The sequence below is a fragment of the Rhodophyticola sp. genome (assembly GCF_965284195.1).
In the GTDB taxonomy this organism is placed as follows: Bacteria; Pseudomonadota; Alphaproteobacteria; order Rhodobacterales; family Rhodobacteraceae; genus Rhodophyticola.
The window spans coordinates 191,299-210,179 of the sequence record NZ_CBDIRM010000001.1; the positions used below are offsets into that span (position 1 = coordinate 191,299).

Annotated in this window: 21 protein-coding genes; 11 read left to right on the forward strand and 10 right to left on the reverse strand. The window is 63.4% G+C overall.

From position 1 onward, the window contains the following. Positions 1–63: 63 nt before the first annotated feature. Positions 64–837, reverse strand: coding sequence for a hydroxyacylglutathione hydrolase (gene gloB / locus ACQ651_RS01020; protein ID WP_430447911.1), 774 nt, complete (start codon positions 835–837; stop codon positions 64–66). Positions 838–900: 63 nt separating this feature from the next. On the opposite strand from gloB, the gene ACQ651_RS01025 reads away from it, so the two are divergent. From ACQ651_RS01025 to ACQ651_RS01055, 7 genes are all read left to right on the forward strand, one after another. Further along, positions 901–1,659, forward strand: coding sequence for a class I SAM-dependent methyltransferase (locus tag ACQ651_RS01025; RefSeq protein WP_227284253.1), 759 nt, complete (start codon positions 901–903; stop codon positions 1,657–1,659). A gap of 267 nt (positions 1,660–1,926) precedes the next feature. Continuing rightward, positions 1,927–2,487: a F0F1 ATP synthase subunit delta gene (locus ACQ651_RS01030; protein ID WP_430447912.1), complete on the forward strand. Its 561-nt coding sequence runs from the start codon at positions 1,927–1,929 to the stop codon at positions 2,485–2,487. A 1-nt stretch (position 2,488) separates the two neighbouring features. Next, a complete protein-coding gene (gene atpA / locus ACQ651_RS01035; protein WP_227284251.1) occupies positions 2,489–4,027 on the forward strand; it encodes a F0F1 ATP synthase subunit alpha in 1,539 nt (512 codons plus the stop codon). A gap of 12 nt (positions 4,028–4,039) precedes the next feature. Next, complete coding sequence (locus ACQ651_RS01040) at positions 4,040–4,915, forward strand: F0F1 ATP synthase subunit gamma (protein WP_430447914.1); 876 nt, start codon at positions 4,040–4,042, stop codon at positions 4,913–4,915. A gap of 22 nt (positions 4,916–4,937) precedes the next feature. Beyond that, positions 4,938–6,362, forward strand: a complete 1,425-nt coding sequence (atpD, locus tag ACQ651_RS01045) for a F0F1 ATP synthase subunit beta (protein ID WP_227284249.1) — start codon at positions 4,938–4,940, stop codon at positions 6,360–6,362. Between the two features lie 12 nt (positions 6,363–6,374). Then, entirely contained in the window at positions 6,375–6,776 is a 402-nt protein-coding gene (locus ACQ651_RS01050; protein ID WP_430447915.1) for a F0F1 ATP synthase subunit epsilon, read from the forward strand. A 146-nt stretch (positions 6,777–6,922) separates the two neighbouring features. Next, on the forward strand, positions 6,923–7,273 hold the full coding sequence (locus ACQ651_RS01055; protein WP_430447916.1) for an H-type lectin domain-containing protein: 351 nt from the start codon (positions 6,923–6,925) through the stop codon (positions 7,271–7,273). Positions 7,274–7,340: 67 nt separating this feature from the next. On the opposite strand, the gene ACQ651_RS01060 is transcribed toward ACQ651_RS01055, so the two are convergent. Continuing rightward, complete coding sequence (locus tag ACQ651_RS01060) at positions 7,341–8,369, reverse strand: ribose-phosphate pyrophosphokinase (RefSeq protein ID WP_227284246.1); 1,029 nt, start codon at positions 8,367–8,369, stop codon at positions 7,341–7,343. A 102-nt stretch (positions 8,370–8,471) separates the two neighbouring features. Between ACQ651_RS01060 and ACQ651_RS01065 the strand changes: the two genes are divergently transcribed. Continuing rightward, complete coding sequence (locus ACQ651_RS01065; RefSeq protein ID WP_227284245.1) at positions 8,472–9,071, forward strand: 2-hydroxychromene-2-carboxylate isomerase; 600 nt, start codon at positions 8,472–8,474, stop codon at positions 9,069–9,071. After that, the gene (locus ACQ651_RS01070) at positions 9,068–9,847 is read left to right on the forward strand and encodes an alpha/beta fold hydrolase (protein WP_430447917.1); all 780 of its coding nucleotides are present in this window, start codon (positions 9,068–9,070) and stop codon (positions 9,845–9,847) included. Before ACQ651_RS01065 ends, ACQ651_RS01070 begins: the two co-directional genes overlap by 4 nt. Here ACQ651_RS01070 and ACQ651_RS01075 read toward each other — a convergent pair. The 6 genes from ACQ651_RS01075 to ACQ651_RS01100 all read right to left on the reverse strand — a co-directional run bounded on the left by ACQ651_RS01075 (position 9,844) and on the right by ACQ651_RS01100 (position 14,341). Then, positions 9,844–10,899, reverse strand: a complete 1,056-nt coding sequence (locus ACQ651_RS01075; RefSeq protein ID WP_430447918.1) for a threonine aldolase family protein — start codon at positions 10,897–10,899, stop codon at positions 9,844–9,846. The two genes, ACQ651_RS01070 and ACQ651_RS01075, sit on opposite strands and share 4 nt — an antisense overlap. After that, positions 10,896–11,342, reverse strand: coding sequence for a YcgN family cysteine cluster protein (locus ACQ651_RS01080; RefSeq protein ID WP_227284242.1), 447 nt, complete (start codon positions 11,340–11,342; stop codon positions 10,896–10,898). Before ACQ651_RS01080 ends, ACQ651_RS01075 begins: the two co-directional genes overlap by 4 nt. Continuing rightward, on the reverse strand, positions 11,339–12,265 hold the full coding sequence (locus ACQ651_RS01085; protein ID WP_375550503.1) for a bifunctional riboflavin kinase/FAD synthetase: 927 nt from the start codon (positions 12,263–12,265) through the stop codon (positions 11,339–11,341). The genes ACQ651_RS01080 and ACQ651_RS01085 overlap by 4 nt, the downstream gene beginning before the upstream one ends. A gap of 100 nt (positions 12,266–12,365) precedes the next feature. Next, positions 12,366–12,809 carry a MaoC family dehydratase gene (locus ACQ651_RS01090; RefSeq protein ID WP_227284601.1) on the reverse strand — a complete coding sequence of 148 codons (444 nt, stop codon included), beginning with the start codon at positions 12,807–12,809 and terminating at the stop codon, positions 12,366–12,368. Positions 12,810–12,927: 118 nt separating this feature from the next. Next, positions 12,928–13,800: a TIGR01459 family HAD-type hydrolase gene (locus ACQ651_RS01095; protein WP_430447919.1), complete on the reverse strand. Its 873-nt coding sequence runs from the start codon at positions 13,798–13,800 to the stop codon at positions 12,928–12,930. A gap of 88 nt (positions 13,801–13,888) precedes the next feature. Further along, positions 13,889–14,341: a hypothetical protein gene (locus ACQ651_RS01100; protein ID WP_227284239.1), complete on the reverse strand. Its 453-nt coding sequence runs from the start codon at positions 14,339–14,341 to the stop codon at positions 13,889–13,891. A gap of 78 nt (positions 14,342–14,419) precedes the next feature. On the opposite strand from ACQ651_RS01100, the gene ACQ651_RS01105 reads away from it, so the two are divergent. Then, positions 14,420–14,854, forward strand: coding sequence for a MarR family winged helix-turn-helix transcriptional regulator (locus tag ACQ651_RS01105; protein ID WP_430447920.1), 435 nt, complete (start codon positions 14,420–14,422; stop codon positions 14,852–14,854). A gap of 34 nt (positions 14,855–14,888) precedes the next feature. Here ACQ651_RS01105 and ACQ651_RS01110 read toward each other — a convergent pair whose 3' ends face one another. Together ACQ651_RS01110 and ACQ651_RS01115 are read right to left on the reverse strand one after the other, a co-directional pair. Beyond that, entirely contained in the window at positions 14,889–16,847 is a 1,959-nt protein-coding gene (locus tag ACQ651_RS01110; RefSeq protein ID WP_430447922.1) for a bifunctional 2',3'-cyclic-nucleotide 2'-phosphodiesterase/3'-nucleotidase, read from the reverse strand. A gap of 427 nt (positions 16,848–17,274) precedes the next feature. After that, entirely contained in the window at positions 17,275–18,198 is a 924-nt protein-coding gene (locus ACQ651_RS01115) for a manganese-dependent inorganic pyrophosphatase (RefSeq protein WP_430447924.1), read from the reverse strand. Positions 18,199–18,580: 382 nt separating this feature from the next. Here ACQ651_RS01115 and groES point away from each other — a divergent pair, with 382 nt between their 5' ends. Further along, the gene (gene groES, locus ACQ651_RS01120; RefSeq protein WP_121896680.1) at positions 18,581–18,868 is read left to right on the forward strand and encodes a co-chaperone GroES; all 288 of its coding nucleotides are present in this window, start codon (positions 18,581–18,583) and stop codon (positions 18,866–18,868) included. The last annotated feature ends 13 nt before the right edge of the window (positions 18,869–18,881 follow it).

The following is an 18,881-nucleotide window of genomic DNA, read 5'->3' on the forward strand; positions in this document are numbered from 1 at the left end:
GCGCCCTTTTTTACTTGCCGTGAGCCGCGCGTGCCCGGAAATCGGGCAATCATTGGCCGGGGCCTAGAACCGGTCCTTGCGGGCCCGGATTTCCGCGAAAACCTCGACATCGGGCTCGCCCGACATCCCGATCCCCGATTTCAGGTCGTCCAGATGCGCACGCAGGAAGGGGTTTGTGGCCAGTTCGTCGGCCAGTTTGCTCGGAACGGTGGGGCTGTCTGCCGCCCGCGCCGATTTGATCTTTTCGATCCGAGAGATAAGCGCGGCGTTCTGCGGTTCAATACTCAGCGCGAATTTCGCGTTCGACATGGTGTATTCATGTCCCGAGCAAACCAGCGTTTCGGGCGGCAGGGCCGCAAGCTTCTGCAGGCTGTCCCACATCTGTTCCGCAGTGCCTTCGAACAGCCGCCCGCACCCGAGCGCCATCAGGCTGTCGGCGGTGAAAACGGCCCCCGCATCGGGAAAATGAAAGGCGATGTGGCCGATTGTATGCCCCGGCACTTCGATCACGTGGCCCGACAGCCCGCCGATCCGGACGGCGTCGCCTTCGGCCAGTTCCTGATCGAGCCGGGGAAGGCGCTCCCGATCGGCGCCCGCACCCCAGACCCGGGCCCCGCCGGGTCCGCGCAAGGCAGCGACGGCCTGGATATGATCGTCGTGGTGATGTGTGATCAGGATATCGCTCAGCGTCCAGCCGCGGGCGTCCAGTTCCGCCCGGATCGGACCGGCCTCGGGGGCGTCCACAAGCGCCGTTCGCCCGCTCTCTGGGTCGTGGAGCAGGAATGCGTAATTGTCGCCGAGGCAGGGAATGGTCACAATCTGGGCTCTGTCGGTCATGGTAATCTCCGGCGCTGCAGCTAAGGTGCCGGTGCAGCGTCGCGCACGGCCAAGGGGTTTGCAATGCATCTTGATGTTCTGGACCTGCGCCAGTTCTACTATCGGACACGGCTGGGGCGGATTGCCCAGAAAGCGGTGCGCGATCAGGTTCTGGCGCTGTGGCCCGAGGCGAAGGGGCAGACCGTGATCGGTTTCGGCTTCGCCGTGCCGCTGCTGCGCCCCTATCTGGCGGATGCGCGCCGGGTGATCGGCCTGATGCCCGCGGAGCAGGGCGTGATGCCGTGGCCCGCGGGGCTGGAAAACGTCTCGGTCCTGTGCCGCGAAGGCAGATGGCCGATCCAGACCGGGTTTGCCGACCGCATCGTCTGCCTGCATGGGCTGGAGACATCGGAACATCCCTCCGCCGTGCTGGAGGAATGCGCGCGGGTTCTGGGGCCGGGGGGGCGCGCGCTTTTCATCGTGCCGAACCGCTCCGGCATGTGGGCGCGGCGCGACGTGACGCCGTTCGGCTTCGGCCGCCCCTACAGTCTCAGCCAGCTGGAAGCGCAGCTGAAACGCCATGACTTTGTGCCCGAACGCCACGCCGCGGCTCTTTTCGCCCCCCCAAGTCAGCGCCGGGCCTGGCTGAAATCTGCGGAGATGGTCGAGAAGATGGGCCGCAGGCTCTCGTCCTATTACGCGGGCGGGGTGATTTTGGTCGAGGCCTCGAAACAGGTCTATGCGCCCACCCGCCCAGGCCTGGCCGAACGGGTGCGCCGGCCCCTGCGCGTGCTTGACGGGGTGCCGACGCCCGCGGGTCTGACGGGGCGCCACGCGCCTTAGCAGCCGCAGAATCGCAGATTTCTCCATAGAAATCGCCTATCGTGTTAAGCTTCAAAGCGTCGCAGTTTTACGCTGCGTGAGCAAAGCCTTGAAAACAAAGGAGATGGCCGTAATTCGCCCGATAACTGTGGCGGTTGCAGCAAGCCAACCCCTCTGCTAGATCAACGGCGATTTTGGGGAAACGGCGGGCGCTCCACCCGCTTGAACACGCGAACTGCCCGGGCGCGACCTTCGCGCGGCCTGGGCCAAAATACTGAAAGGGTGGACGTGTCCGAACCTGCTTCGATCTCAATGGGCATTGCTGCGCGCTACGCGACCGCGATGTTTGAACTGGCCACCGAAGCAAAGGCGCTGGATGCGTTGCAAGCCGATGTGGCCGCGCTTGAGGGCGCGCTTGCCGAAAGCGACGATCTGACCGATCTGATCACCTCCCCCATCTACAGCCGCGACGAGACCGAGGCGGCCATCGGCGCCGTGGCCAAGGCGATGGACCTGAATGACATGACCGGCAACACGCTGCGCCTTATGGCGTCGAAGCGGCGGCTCTTCGTGCTGCCTGCCTTGCTGCGCGCCCTGCGCGAAAAGATCGCCGATCACAAAGGCGAAGTGACCGCCGATGTCGTGTCGGCCAAACCGCTGACCAAGACCCAGTCCGAAAAGCTGTCCAAGGCGCTGAAAGCGTCGGTGGGCAAGGATGTGAACCTGAATGCGACCGTGGATGAAAGCCTCATCGGCGGTCTTGTCGTCAAAGTTGGCTCGAAGATGATCGACAGCTCGATCCGTTCGAAGCTCAACGCCCTGAAAAACACCATGAAAGAGGTCGGATAATATGGCGATCCAAGCAGCAGAGATTTCTGCGATCCTGAAAGAACAGATCAAGAGTTTCGGTCAGGACGCCGAAGTTGCCGAGGTGGGCCGCGTCCTGTCCGTGGGCGACGGGATTGCGCGTGTGTACGGGCTCGACAATGTTCAGGCCGGCGAGATGGTGGAATTTCCCGGCGGCATCCAGGGCATGGCCCTGAACCTCGAATCCGACAATGTGGGTGTCGTGATCTTCGGGTCCGACCGGGACATCAAGGAAGGCGACACGGTCAAGCGGACCAACTCCATCGTGGACGTGCCCGCGGGCCCGGAATTGCTGGGGCGTGTGGTGGACGGTCTGGGCAATCCGCTGGACGGCAAGGGTGCGATCAAGGCGACCGAGCGCCGGGTGGCGGATGTGAAGGCGCCGGGCATCATCCCGCGCAAATCCGTGCACGAGCCGATGGCCACGGGCCTGAAAGCCATCGACGCGATGATCCCGATCGGCCGTGGCCAGCGGGAGCTGATCATCGGCGACCGCCAGACTGGCAAGACCGCCGTGGCGCTCGACACGATGCTCAACCAGAAGTCCTATAATGACGCCGCGGGTGATGACGAGAGCAAGAAGCTTTATTGCGTCTATGTGGCCGTGGGCCAGAAACGCTCGACCGTCGCGCAGCTTGTCAAGAAGCTGGAAGAAAGCGGCGCGATCGAGTACTCCATCGTGGTCGCGGCGACCGCGTCCGACCCCGCGCCGATGCAGTTTCTGGCGCCCTACGCCGCCACTGCCATGGCCGAATACTTCCGCGATAACGGCAAGCACGCGCTGATCGTCTATGATGATCTGTCGAAACAGGCCGTCTCCTACCGTCAGATGTCGCTCCTGCTGCGCCGTCCGCCAGGCCGGGAAGCCTATCCGGGCGACGTGTTCTACCTGCACTCCCGTCTGCTGGAGCGTTCGGCGAAGCTGAACGAGGATCACGGCGCAGGCTCTTTGACCGCGCTGCCGATCATCGAAACGCAGGGCGGCGACGTGTCGGCCTTCATTCCGACCAACGTGATCTCGATCACCGATGGCCAGATCTTCCTTGAAACCGAACTGTTCTTCCAGGGCGTCCGCCCGGCGGTCAACACCGGTCTGTCGGTCAGCCGTGTGGGCTCCTCCGCCCAGACCAACGCGATGAAATCCGTTGCGGGCCCGGTGAAGCTGGAACTGGCGCAGTATCGTGAAATGGCCGCGTTCGCGCAGTTCGGCTCTGACCTCGACGCCTCGACGCAGCGTCTTCTGAACCGGGGCGCGCGCCTGACCGAGCTGATGAAACAGCCGCAGTATTCGCCGCTGACCAACGCGGAAATCGTGGTTGTGATCTTCGCTGGCACCGAAGGCTACCTCGACAAGATCGCGGTGAAGGATGTGGGCCGGTTCGAGCAGGGCCTGCTGAAGCACATGCGCGGCAAACACAGCGATGTGCTGGACTGGCTGACCAATGAAGATCCGAAAATCAAGGGTGACGCGTCGGACCGCCTCAAGGCCGTTCTGGATGAATTTGCCGCTGATTTCTCGTAAGGGGACCGGTCCATGCCAAGTCTCAAGGACTTAAAAAACCGGATCGAGTCGGTCAAATCGACCCGCAAGATCACCAAGGCGATGCAAATGGTCGCCGCCGCAAAACTGCGCCGGGCGCAGGAAGCGGCGGAGATGGCGCGCCCCTATGCCGAGAAGATGGAAGACGTGATGAGCGGGCTGGCCGCATCGGTCGGCAATGCCGAAGGCGCGCCGAGGCTTCTGGCGGGAACCGGGCAGGACCAGACCCATATGGTGGTTGTGATGACCTCCGAGCGCGGGCTGTGCGGCGGGTTCAACTCCTCGATCGTCCGGCTGGCGCGGACCCGCATCATCGAGTTGCTGGGCCAGGGCAAGACGGTGAAGATCCTCACCGTCGGCAAGAAGGGCCGGGATCAGCTCAAGCGCGATTATGCCGATCACATGGTCGGCCATGTCGACCTGACCGATGTGAAGCGCGTGGGCTATGCGGATGCGGCCAAGATCGCGGCCGATGTTCTGGGCCGTTTCGATGGCGGTGAATTCGACGTGGCCACGATTTACTACGGGCGTTTCGAGTCCGTCATCAGCCAGGTTCCGACCGAACGGCAGGTGATCCCGGCGGTGTTCGACGCGTCCCAAGACGGCGCCGACAGCACGCTCTACGACTACGAACCTTCCGAACAGGCGGTTCTGGAGGATCTGCTGCCGCGCGGTGTGGCCACGCAGATTTTCACCGCGCTGCTGGAAAATGCCGCCTCGGAGCAGGGCGCGCGGATGTCCGCGATGGACAACGCGACCCGCAACGCGGGCGAGATGATCGACAAGCTGACCATCCAGTTCAACCGGTCGCGTCAGGCGGTCATCACCAATGAACTGATCGAGATTATTTCGGGCGCCGAGGCGCTCTAACGACAACGCTGGAGACAACCACATGGCAAACGCAAAAGGCAAAGTGACCCAGGTCATCGGCGCCGTCGTGGACGTTCATTTCGACGATCACCTGCCGGAGATCCTGAACGCGCTTGAAACAGACAACAACGGCAAGAAGCTTGTCCTCGAAGTGGCGCAGCACCTCGGTGAAAACACCGTGCGCGCGATCGCGATGGATGCCACCGAGGGGCTCGTCCGCGGGCAGGAAGTGACCGACACCGATGGCCCGATCAGCGTGCCGGTCGGCGACGCCACACTGGGCCGGATCATGAACGTGGTCGGCGATCCGGTGGACGAAAAGGGCCCGATCGGCGCCGAGGAAACCCGCTCGATCCATGCTGAAGCACCGGAATTCATTGAACAATCCACCGCCTCCGAGATCCTTGTGACCGGTATCAAGGTGATCGACCTGCTGGCGCCCTACGCCAAGGGCGGCAAGATCGGCCTGTTCGGCGGGGCGGGGGTCGGCAAGACCGTTCTGATCCAGGAACTGATCAACAACATCGCCAAGGTGCACTCGGGCTATTCGGTTTTCGCCGGTGTGGGGGAGCGGACCCGCGAGGGCAACGACCTCTATTACGAATTCATCGAATCCGGGGTCATCAACGCCGATGACCTGACCAAATCCAAGGTGGCGCTGGTTTATGGCCAGATGAACGAGCCGCCGGGTGCGCGGATGCGGGTTGCGCTGTCGGGCCTGACGATGGCGGAATCCTTCCGCGACAGTTCGGGCACCGATGTTCTGTTCTTCGTCGACAACATCTTCCGCTTCACGCAGGCGGGGTCCGAGGTATCGGCGCTTCTGGGTCGGATCCCTTCGGCCGTGGGGTATCAGCCGACGCTGGCCACCGACATGGGCCAGATGCAGGAGCGGATCACCTCCACCAAGAAGGGCTCGATCACCTCGGTGCAGGCGATCTATGTGCCTGCGGACGACCTGACCGACCCGGCGCCCGCCACATCCTTCGCCCATCTCGACGCCACCACCGTTCTGTCCCGTGCGATCTCGGAACTCGGCATTTATCCGGCCGTGGACCCGCTCGATTCCACGTCGCGCCTGATGGACCCCGCCGTTGTGGGCGAGGAGCATTACAACGTGGCCTTCGAAGTGCAGGGCATCCTTCAACGTTACAAGTCGCTGCAGGATATCATCGCGATCCTCGGCATGGATGAGCTCTCCGAAGAGGACAAGCTGACCGTGGCCCGCGCCCGGAAAATCCAGCGCTTCCTGAGCCAGCCCTTCGACGTGGCGCAGGTGTTCACCGGTTTCCCCGGCGTGCAGGTGCCGCTGGAAGACACCATCGCATCGTTCAAGGCGGTGGTTTCCGGTGAATACGATCACCTGCCGGAAGCCGCGTTCTACATGGTGGGCGGCATTGAGGATGTGGTCGCCAAAGCCGAAAAAATGGCCGCAGACGCCGCGTAAGGAGGGGCCGATATGGCCGATATGATGCAGTTCGATCTTGTCTCGCCCGAACGCCGTCTGGCTTCGGTGCAGGCAAGCTCCGTGCAGATCCCCGGTGCCGATGGCGATATGACCGCCATGACGGATCACGCGCCGACGATCACGACGCTGCGCCCCGGCGTGCTGACGGTCGAAAGCGCGGATGGCAAGTTGCAATTCGCCGTCACCGGCGGGTTCGCGGATGTGTCCGGCCCGGCCACCACGATCCTTGCCGAGCAGGCCATGCCGCTTTCCGAAGTCACCGACGAGATCATGGCGGAACTGGTTGCCGAGGCCGAGGCCAAACGCGATGCAGCCAGCGATACCGGCGCCGATACCGCCGCCAAGCTGGTGGCCGACATGACGGCATTGCGCGATCAGGTCAAAGCCAGCTGAGCCACGGGTTGGCGAACATCTTGGCCTCGTCCGGTCCGTCCGGGCGGGGCCTTAACACCCGGATCTGCACTATTTTTCCTTTTTTTAATCATTATGCCATCGGTATGGTCGCCTAGGCTGTCGATGGCGTGCAGGAAAGACAGGCGATGAAACGGCTCAGAAACCATCTGATCGGGGTCGATCAAGGCTCCCGACTGCTGTTCTCGGATTTCGAGGATGGTGGCCAGATGTGGACGGGCGAGGGCCCGCGGGAGGCGCGCTTCGCCGCGAAGTTCTCCGAAGCGTTCAGAGCCCTTCCGGCGGTCCATCTGGCGTTCAGCATGTGGGATACCGACGGCAGGACCAACCAGCGCGCCGATCTGAAGGCCGAGAACATCACGCTTGAAGGGTTCGAGATCGTTTTTCGGACCTGGGGCGACAGCCGTATCGCGCGCGTCCGAGCCGACTGGATGGCCATCGGCGAGATCGTCGGCGAGGATGAGTGGACGCTCTACTAGGCCATAAGGCTTTGAAACTGAATTGTTTCCGCGGGCCTCTTCTGTCGAGGCCCGGAAAAGACGCCGTCTAGCGCCCGTACATTCCGTTCGGATACAGCCCCTCGTAGATCGGGATCAGCGTGTCCGTATCGAAAAGGGACGATACGCTGGTGCCATTCCAGATGTTCAGGATCGCCTGTGCGAACATCGGGGCGGTCGGGCAGATGCGGATGTTCTTGCAGGCGGCCACCTCCGATGTCGCCTCGATCGTATCGGTGATGACCAGAGATTTCAGGACGGAATTGGTGATCCGGTCCACGGCCGGCCCGCTCAGAACGCCATGGGTGGTATAGGCGTGAACCTCGGTCGCGCCCGCGCCCAACAGAACATCGGCGGCCTTGCAGAGCGTACCGGCGGTGTCGCAGATATCGTCAACGATCACGCATTTCTTCTCCGTTACGTCGCCGATCACGGTCATTTCGGCCACTTCGCCGGCTTTTTCCCGGCGCTTGTCCACGATTGCCAGCGGGGCGCCGATCCGTTGGGCCAGTTCGCGGGCGCGCGCCACGCCGCCCACATCGGGGGATACGACCATCACATCGGACATGTCGCCGCCAAACTGGTGCAGAATATCCAGCGCGAAGATCGGGCTGGCATAGAGATTGTCCACCGGAATGTCGAAGAAGCCCTGGATCTGCGCGGCATGCAGATCCATCGTCAGAACCCGCTCGATGCCGCCTTCGGCGATCAGGTTCGAGACCAGCTTCGCGCTGATCGGGGTGCGCGCCTTGGTCCGCCGGTCCTGCCGGGCATAACCGAAATAGGGGATGACGGCCGTGATGCGGGACGCCGAGGAGCGGCGCAGCGCATCGGCCATGATCAACAGTTCCATCAGGTTGTCATTCGCGGGCTTGGAGGTCGGCTGGATGATGAACATGTCCTCGCCGCGGACATTCTCGTAGACCTCGACGAAGATCTCCTGATCGTTGAACCGCTCGACCCGGGCATCGACCAGCCCCACCTGCATTCCCCGATGCATCGACATCCGCCTTGCAATGGCGTCTGCCAGCTTGCGATTGGCATTGCCGGAAATGAGTTTGGGGTCGGTGGCTGGCATTGGCAGATGTCCCTTGTTTCGGGCAGTTTTCCCGCCCTTTGATGCGTTGACACCCCCTAGCATCCGGCTACCCTCCGCGCAAAGCCAAAACCGGAGGCAGCGATGGCCCATATCGACTTCTACTTCGCGACAATCTCGCCTTTCACCTATCTATCCTCCGGCACGGTGGAGGAGATCGCCGCCAGGCATGGCGCCACGCTCACCTACAAGCCGCTGGATATCATGGCCCTTTTCGCCCGGACAGGCGGGCTTCCGCCAAAGGATCGCCACCCTTCCCGGCAGGCCTATCGCCTTCAGGACATGGTGCGGAGGGCCAGCCGTCTGGGCCGCCCGCTGAACCCGAAACCTGCGTTCTGGCCCACCAACCCCGCGCCGTCCTCCTATGCGCTCATAGCCGCGCAAAAGGCCGGCGGCGGCGATCTGGGCAAGCTTCTGGCCGAACTGACCGCAGCGGTCTGGGCGGGGGAAAAGAACATCGCCGAGGATGACGTGATCCGCGCGGCCCTGTCGGCGGCGGGGTTCGATCCGGCGCTGGCCGACAGCGGCATGTTGCAGGGCGCCGAGGAATATGCCCGCAATCTGGAGGACGCCGTCGCCGACAACGTGTTCGGCGCCCCGTTCTTCGTGGTCGACGGAACCGCGCATTTCTGGGGACAGGACAGGCTGGAAGACCTGGATCTGTATCTCGCCGGCAAGCTTTGAGCGGAGACGTCCGGACATGGGGGCAGGGGCCGGAGCCGGCCCTGCTGCTGCATTGCTCGCTGGCGCATTCCGGCGCATGGGATGGCGTGGCCAGGGCTCTTTCCGATCGGATGACGATGACCGCGCCGGATCTGATCGGCCACGGACGGGCCCCGGATTGGGACCGGAGCCAGGATCTCCACGACCAGACGACCGCGCATGTCGAGGGGCTTCTGCCGGATGCGCCCTGCCATATGATCGGCCACAGCTTCGGCGCGACGATCGCGCTGCGTCTGGCAGAACGGCATCCCGCGTGCGTGCGGACCCTGACGCTGATCGAACCGGTGCTGTTCGCGGCCGTGGCGCAAGATGCGCAAGACGCCGCAAGGGCGACGTCCGCCGATCAAGGGGAGGAGGATCTGCCTGGGTCGGATGCGGATCTGGTCGCAGCGGCGAGAGTGTTTCTGAAGGATTGGGGCGGCGGCACCGCCTATGACGATCTGCCCCAGGCGCAGCAAGCCTATATGTCCGCGCGCATGCCGCTGATCGCGGCCAGTCACCGCGCGCTGCATCATGACAGCGCCGGGCTGTTGCCGCGTCTGGGGCAGGTGACCGCGCCCGTCCTGCTGATGTCCGGCGATGCATCCCCGCCGGTGGTGGAGGATATTCTGGACCGTCTGGCCGCGAGCATTGCCCGGAGTTACAGGGCCCGGATCGCACGCGCAGGTCATATGCTGCCGATCACCCATCCCGGCCCGGTTGCCGCTGAAATCGCGGCGCATATCAGGCGCGGCTAGACACCGCGGAACAGCGCCAGAAGCGACTGGACCTTTTCGGAGGTGCAGGACCAGTCACAAACCAGCCGGCACAGGATCGGCGTCTCGGGATCGCCGTCAAGCGCCTGATCCTCGCCGAACAGATAGTATTTCGCCCCCGCCGCCATGGCGCGGGCATGGGCCGCGCGCGGCAGATGGACGAAGACGAGATTGCCCCGGGGCTCTTCCATGAAGGACGCGCCCGGCAGTCCGCGCAACCCCTCCGCCAGTTCGGCGCAGCGGGCATTGGCGCTTTGGGCCAGCCGAAGCCACAAGCCGTCGGTGATGTAGGCTTCCATCTGGGCCGACAGGTACCTGTGCTTGGAAAACAGATGCCCGCCGCGTTTGCGGCGCAATTCCAGCTCCCACGCACTCGACTGATCGAAGATCACGACCGCTTCCACACCGAGGCAGCCGTTTTTCGTGCCCCCGAAGCTCACCGCATCCACGCCCGCCTTCCACGTCATCTCTGCTGGTGTGCAACCAAGTGTGGCGCAGGCATTGGCAAACCGCGCACCGTCCAGATGGAGCTGCAGACCGAATTCGCGGGCCACGTCGCTCAGGGCCTCGATCTCCGGCAGGGCGTAGACCGCGCCCTCCTCGGTGATCTGGGTGATGGAGACCGGCCCGCGCTGTACGGAATGCACGTCGCCGCCACCCTTAGCGTGGATCGCCTTTCGCAGCGCCTCGGGCGTCATCTTGGCGCCGACGCCTTCCACCAGCGCCAGCTTCGCGCCGCCGGTGTAGAATTCCGGCGCGCCGCATTCATCCGCCTCGATATGGGCAGCGCGATGACAGAAAATCGCCTCCCAAGGGCGGGCCAGGACCGACAGGGCCAACGCGTTGGCCGCGGTGCCCGTTGCGACCAGATGCACCGAGGCCTCGGGCGCCTCGAACAAATCGCGGATCTTCTGAATCGCGCCGTCCCGGACCGGGTCATTGCCATAAGGCATGGCCGATCCCTCATTCGCCGCGATCACGGCTGCCATGATCTCGGGCGCTGCGGGCCCTGCATTGTCCGAGGCGAAGTTCATCTGCCCGGCTCCTCGATGATATAGTCTTCCCAGTCTTCTTCCGGCACCTCGAACTCCGGCACCGTGATGCCGCGTATCGAAATGCCCGCCTCATGCACCGTTTCGGGATCGCCCGAGATCAGATGGTGCCACCAGTAAAGCGGCTTGCCTTCATGAAGCAGCCGATAGGCGCAGGTTTCCGGCATGAAATAGGCCACATCCCCCATCGTCTGCGGTGTCAGGCGGATACAGTCCGGGACCAGCGTCTTGCGGATCTCGTACTGGCCGCAGCGACAGCTTTGATCGTCCAGCAACCGGCAGGCGACGCGGGTCAGGGCAACCTCGCCCGTGTCTTCGTCTTCCAGCTTGTTCAGGCAGCACTTGCCGCAACCATCGCACAGGGCCTCCCACTCCTCGGGGGTCATCTTGTGCATCGGCACACGGTCCCAGAACCGCTGTCTCACAGGGCGGCCAGAATGCCGCGCGCGCGGGCGCTGTCGGCATCCATCTGTGTGATCAGGGTGTCGATCCCGTCGAAGTTTTCCTCAGGGCGCAGAAAGTCGATAAGGCCCACGGACAGATCCGCCCCGTAGAGATCTCCCTTGAAATCAAAGAGATGGCTTTCAAGATTGGGTGTCTCTCCGCCAAACATGGGGCGCACACCAAGCGAGGCGACCCCGTGATAGGTGCCCCGATACGCGCCATCCAGCACGTCGATCAGAACCGCGTAAACGCCCAGTTTCGGCACATGCAGGCCGGCGAGCGACATGTTCGCCGTGGGATATCCCAGTTCACGGCCGCGTTTTTCGCCGTGGAGCACGGGGCCCTCGATCCGGTGCCAGTGACCCAGCATCGCGGCGGCATCGCGCGGGCGCCCATCGGTGAGCGCGTTGCGGATATTCGTCGAGGAGACGGCGCCAAGTTCCCCTTGCATGATCTCCGCGATGGTCACGTCAAACCCGTAGCGCGCGCCGAACTCCTGCAATGCCCGGGCATTTCCGGCGCGGCCCTTGCCGAAACAGAAATCCGCGCCAACAACCACGTGGGACAGGCCCAACCCCTCCGCCAGCACCTCGCGCGCGAAGGTTTCCGCCTCTAGGGTCGCAAGCGCGCGGTTGAAGGACAGCTCATAGAGCAGATCCACCCCCAGCTTCTGCAAGCGGTTCTCGCGGGCCTCCGCGTTCATCAGCCGAAAGGGCGGGGCCTCGGGGGCGAAGAATTCCCGCGGATGCGGCTCGAAGGTCAGAACGCCGAGCGGGGCGTCGTGGCCCCGCGCCAGATCGATCACGTATTGATGACCCAGATGCACACCATCGAAATTACCGATCGCGACGGAGGCGCCCCGGTCATCGGCTGAGACATACTGATAATCGCGCACCGTCCGCATAAGGGGGGATTAGCCCTGCGGCGCGGGAAGGGCAAGATGGGGTCTGAGCAGATGACAGGTTGGAAAAACCGGCAGATCCGGAGTTTTCCGCAATCTGTTTTCAGTCGAATTTCCGGGATGGGGCCAGAACGACCGCCTCCCCCTTCAGCACAACCCGGCCATCCACGGCGCAATGCGTGTCCATCGTGACCCGGCGCCTGGCGAAATCGATCTGCGTCACCTCGACCTCGGCGCGAACCAAGTCGCCCGGGCGAACCGGCGCCATGAATTTCAGGCTTTGCCCCAGATACACGGTGCCATGGCCCGGCAGTTGCTCTCCAATGACTGCGGAAATGAGACCGGCGGTCAGCATGCCATGCGCAATGCGCCCTTCGAAAATCGTGTCCCGCGCATAGTCGTCGTCCAGATGCACCGGGTTGTGATCGGTGGAGACCTCGGCAAACAGCGCGATATCCCGATCCGTCACCATTTTCGTCAGGCTGCGGGTCATCCCGATCTCGATATCTTCGATGCAGATCGTACCGCGGGGCATATTGTCGAGCATGTCATCCGGTCCATCGGTCATTGTGATGGCGACATACCGCAGATCGAGCTATGCTGCAACGCAGAAGTAACAATGTGACCCTTTGTGGGACATATTTTGTAACTTTGTTGCGCTTGTGTTATCTCAGGAAGCCGATCGCATAGCTGGGACCGATCTGCGCCTCGGCCAGGAATTGCGCCAGTTTGTCGGGATCCGGCTGCGTGTCGGTGCCGGTTTCGGCCCGGGCCAGCCCGCCGGTGATGAAAAGCGTGTCGATGTTTTCGCCCATCCCGCCCTGGATGTCGGTGCTGATGCCGTCGCCCACGGCGAGGATACGCTCATCCCCTGCAAGCTTGCCGATCTGTTGCAGGCGCCGCCGCGCCAGATCGTAGATCGGGGGATGCGGTTTGCCGAAGTAAAGGCTCTCGCCCCCCATCTCGGAATAGAGCTTCGCCAGAGCGCCGGCACACCATTCGCGCGTGTCGCCCCTGTCCACGACGATATCGGGATTGGCGCAGAGCAGCTTCAGTCCCTTTGTCTTGGCATAGAGGAAATCGGAGCGATAGACGGCCGGATCGGCCATCGGGTCGAACGGCCCCGTGCAGACGATCCCTTCGGCCTCGCGAAGCGGCACCTGCGTGATCTCGACCGCATCCTCGACCAGTTCCATGGGGGCAAAAAACGTCTGATCCCGGTCTTCGCCGATGAAATAGACCTGCCGACCGACAACACCGCGCAGCATCGCCGCGCGGGCACTGTCCCCGGAGGTTGCGATCACATCCCAGGCGTCGCGGGGGACGCCGAGCTTTTCGATCTGCGCTTCCACGCCCGCCCGCGGTCTGGGCGCGTTGGTCAGCAGCACCACGGTGCCGCCCTGGGCGCGATAGGCCTGCAACGCGGCGACCGCGTCGGGGAAGGCCCGCAGCCCGTCATGGACGCAGCCCCAGAGATCGCAAAACAGCGCATCGTAGCGGGCGGAGATTTCGGCGAAACTGGAAATGATACGGGTCATGCGGGCTTTCGAATGGTTGGGCACGGCCAAATCGGCCGCGCCCTTCCATACGCCCGGGAACGCCGGTGCAAAAGGGTCAATTCGGGGGCTAACGCACCGTCCGGCGGCGCCGGAACCGCCCGGTCAGTCGGAAGCCGTCGCGCATGCTGAGCCCCAGAAGCGTGAGGTTGACCGCACCGGCAAGCAGTTCCACGCCCTGAACGACATAGAAGCCCGTGTCGAAAATCCCCGCACTGGCGCGGGAGGCCAGAAATAGCGCCGCCGGCACCAGAACCAGCAGCCCGTTGGCCGCGATGAAGGGCATGCGGCGCTTCTTGGCATCGATCACGCGCCCGCCACGCCCCTTGGTCCGGATGAAGCCGGTGGCCCCGACGGTCGCCAGCGCCGGGATCAGGATCACAAACAGCCAGGGGATCGTGGTCTTTACCGCGACGATGGCGCTTTGCGGCCCGAAGAGTTCGACAGCCAGTGTCGAGACCCAGAAACCGAGGATGATCAGAAACGCCGTGATCCCGGCGAGGGGATGCAGGATTTTGGTCATGGGAGGTCTCCATCGATCATTTGTATAGCAAGCTATATAATATTGCATAGCGTGCTATGCAAGTGCATGTATGCCGGCATGCGGTTCAGAAAAACCCAGTCGGCCGGATACCTGACCAATCACCTGTCGCGGCTTTTCGCACGCGGCCTGACGGCACGGATCGGGCCGCTTGGCCTGAGCCCGGGCAACTTCCCCGCGCTGCTGGAGTTGTGGGAAACCGACGGGCTGACCCAGAAGGATCTGATCGCGCGTCTGGATATCGAACAGGCGACCATGGCCAACACGCTCAACCGGATGGAACGCGACGGGTTGATCATCCGCAGGAAGGACCAGGCGGATGCGCGGGTGCAACGGATCTGGCTGACCGAAAAGGCGCGGGCGCTGCATGGCCCGGCGACCGAAGCGGCGAGTGCCGTCAATGCCGAGATCCTGACCGGCTTGTCCGACGAGGAACGCGTGGCGCTGGTGACGCTGACGCGCAAGGCCATCGCCGCCCATCGGGGGACGGGATAGGGCAGGGCGGCCAGAACCGCCCGGCCCATGGCGCTCAGAGCGAGATGCGGTAGCGCGCGAACCCGTCAGGCCCCTCTCCCGCGGGTTCGATCGTCACGCCCGGCACGGTGTCCGCATAGGCGCTGGCCGCGGGGCCGGTGTCGAACAGAACCGTCGTTCCGGGCATCGGCGCGAAGGACCAGTTGGCATCGGCGGCCGGGTTGATCGTGCCCTGCTCGACGATATAGCGCACGATCACGTCCCGATTGGTGTCCGGCCCTTCGAAGATTGTCGTCTCCGGCGAGGCCCCGGGGAAGTTGCCACCGCCGCCGGCCCGGTAATTGTTGGTGGCGACGATGAATTCCTGTTCGGGATCAACGGGCTGGCCATCATGGGTCAGATTGACGATCCGTTGGGCGCCTTCGTTCACCACATTGCCGTCCCGGTCGTAGCGGGAGGGCTGGGACAGGTCGATCTGATACTCCACGCCGTCGATGACATCGAAATTGTACGACGGGAAATCCGGGTTCAGCAGCACCTGATCCGCCGTGCCCGGCTCGATCTGGTTGAACATGCCGGCGGAGCGTTCAAGCCAGTCCTGCACCTGCGCGCCGGTTATGCGCACCGCGCGGACGGTGTTGGGATAAAGGTACAGATCGGCCACGTTTCGGATGGCGATATCGCCCGTCGGCACATCGGTGAAATACTCCGGGCCGCCGCGCCCGCCGGCCTTGAACGGAGCCGCGGCGGACAGGATCGGCAGGCCTGCATGCTCGGTCCCCGCCATCATCTGCTCGATATACCAGGTTTGCGCGTTGGAAACGATCTGGACCGATGGATCATCGGCCACCAGCGCGAAATAGGAATGCAGCGGTGCGGTGGTTTCGCCGACGGCGCGACGGACATATTCAAGCGTTGCGTCATGGTCCGCCTGAGCGGCGGCCAGCACCGAGGGCACGCTTTCCACTAGGGCGGTGATCGAGCGGTCTTCCTCGCGCCGGGAGATCGGGCGGGCTTCGGACATGTGGCTGACGATGCGCCAGCTGTTGCCGTCCCGCTCCAGCATCAGATCGACCAGCCCCATATGGCTGCCCCAGAACCCGCCCATCGTGGCCGGCTTGCCCATGATCGTGCCTGCACCCGCATCGACGCCGGGCGTGTCGGCATAATCGGGACCCGGGAAGACCCGATGGTGATGGCCGGTCAGGATCGCGTCGATCCCGTCGATGGCGGCGAGCGGGACGGAGGCGTTTTCCATGCCGTCCGTATGATCCGCCGCGCCGATGCCGGAATGCGACAGCGCGATGATCAGTTCGGCCCCGTCTTCCTTCATCTGAGGAACATAGGCCCGGGCGGTTTCCACGATGTCGCGCGCCATCACATTGCCTTCCAGATGGCGGCGGTCCCAAGTCATGATCTGCGGCGGGACAAAGCCGATCAGGCCGATCCGGATCGGGTGGGTTTCCCCCGCGCCATCGGTGATCTGGCGATCAAGGATCACGTAGGGCGGGACCAGCGTGGTATCCCCGGTCGGGCTTGCGCCCATTTCGGTGGCCACATTGGCGCAGATCATCGGAAAGCCCGCGCCGGCCAGCGAGTTCATCAGGAAGCTCAGCCCGTAATTGAACTCATGGTTGCCAAGCGTCGAGCCGTCGAAGCCGAGCGTGTTCATCGCGGCGATGACGGGGTGCATGTCGCCCTCGGCCATGCCGCGCTCATAGGCGATGTAATCGCCCATCGGATTGCCCTGCAGGAAGTCGCCATTATCGAGCAGGAGCGAATTTGTGGACTCATCACGGACCGACTGGATCAGCGCCGCGGTGCGGGCCAGGCCGACCGTGTCGACGGGCCGGTCGCCATAGTAATCGTAAGGAAAGACATGCACGTGCAGATCGGTCGTCTCCATGATCCGCAGATGCGCCTGACCCGCCTGCGCATGGGCGGAAAACGGGTGCAGCGCGATGAAACTGGCGGTGGTGCCCAGAAAGGTGCGGCGGTTGAGATAGATGGGCATGGCAGTGTCCTCCGATGGTGTGTGTCGTTCTTGTGGTGGTTCGTGACCGCTTTTCTACACCGCTTCCCGGGTTCGGGCGCGGTCATGGGTTAATGCGATCGGCGTTATCCCGGCGCATGATGATCGGCCCGGTCTGGCGCGGTGCGCCGAAGGGAGCGTTTTGAACGGGAGAGAGATCGGGCGCCGTCACGGTCGGGCCGTTTGCCGGGGGTGCCAGCCGCTGCCCCGAACCTGGGCGACCGGTGTCGGCGCGGCCAGACGGGGAAATCGCCCAGACAGGCAGAGCCGGTTTCAGCGGTTTTGGAAAGCGGGTCATGCGGTGTGTGGTCATAATGCCTTGGTCCCGCATGGACCGTTGCAGACAAGCTCGGACACGGCAAGGGGCCACCATCGGCAGCCCCTCGCTCAGCCGGTTTTGGCCGATGGTTCAGAGTTTGAGGTTTGGGATGATCTGTTTCTTGCGGCTGACAACGCCCGGCAGAACGACTGTGTCGGCATCGCCGCAGGCTGTGGCAAAGCTCGCCTCGGCCAGTTGCTTGGTCAGCGCGTTGGGGATCAGCATGGTGCTTTCCTCGTTCAGGATGTCGACGACGAAAAGCAGCACCTGATCGACGCCATCCTCCTCGGCAACCAGCGGCATGGTCTCCATCAGATCGGCTTTGCGCGACAGCACTGTTTCGGGCGAGGTGGTTTCCAGAACGCTCACGCGGAAGGATTTGCCGCCGACCTCGTATTCCTTGCTGTCCATCCGCAGCAATTCGGCATCCGAGAAGGCGGAGACATCGGATTTCGCGGCGAACATCTCGGCGGCATAGGCGGGAATGTCGACGCCCAGATCCTCGGCCAGAGCATGGGCGATGGCGGTGTCTTCCTGCGTGGTGGTCGGGCTGCGGAATTCCAGCGTATCGCTGAGAATGCAGGACAGCATCGCGCCCTTGATCGCCTTCGGCGCCTGAGCCATGTCGTCGCCGATCATTTTCCACATGATCGTGGCGGTGCAGGCGACCGGTTCGATACGGATGTCGATGGGTCCCTTGGTCTCCAGCCCGCCGACCAGCTTGTGATGGTCGATAATCGCGGTGATATCGGTGTCGTTGATGCCTTGGGGCAGCTCGGCGGGGTTGTTGGTGTCGACGATGACGACCGGTGTGCCCGCCTCGACCGTCTCGATGATCTCGGGTTTCTCCAGATCCCAATGGTTCAGCATGAAGGCCGCTTCGGTATTGGGTTCCCCAAGGAGACGTGCTTCGGCGGGCGTCCCTTTCACGCTGGAAAGATACCAGGCCCAGATGATCGGAGAGCCGGTGGAATCGGTGTCGGGGGATTTGTGGCCGAAAACGAGGGTGGTCATGGGTTCGGGTCTCGACAGATGAGGTCAGGGAAAATCGCCGCCCTTGTAACGGTGGCGATTTGCGTTGTCACGTAATGAAGGCGGGGCAGGGTGTCACGGGCGGCCATATCTTTGCGCCGGTGCATCGCCCGGACGGTCGCCGATATCGGGGTGTCGGAGCCCGGTGGGGGGCGGGTGATACAAGCCGCGCCCCGGGGCGCTTCCATGCCGGATATCCTGGGTTGCCGGGCTTGCCCGGGTCGGCCGGAAAATCTCTCGCAAAATCTCTGGCCAAGCCGTGTTGACAGCGGCCGGGTCTTTGCCTATCTCCGGTCCGTTATCACTCGCCACGGGTGAGTGCTAACGCCATGGGAGAAACAACGAACCGAAGGAGTGTTCGCAGATGGCATTCACACCGCTGCATGACCGTGTGTTGGTCGAACGCGTCGAAAGCGACGAGAAAACCGCAGGCGGGCTGATCATCCCCGACAGCGCCAAAGAGAAACCTGCCGAGGGCAAGGTCGTCGCCGTGGGCGCGGGCGCCAAGGATGAAGATGGCGACCGGATCGCCATGGACGTCAAGGAAGGCGACAAGATTCTGTTCGGCAAATGGTCGGGCACCGAAGTCACCGTCGACGGCAAGGAGCTGTTGATCATGAAGGAAAGCGACATCCTCGGCATCATCGCCTGAGATCGCCCTTCCA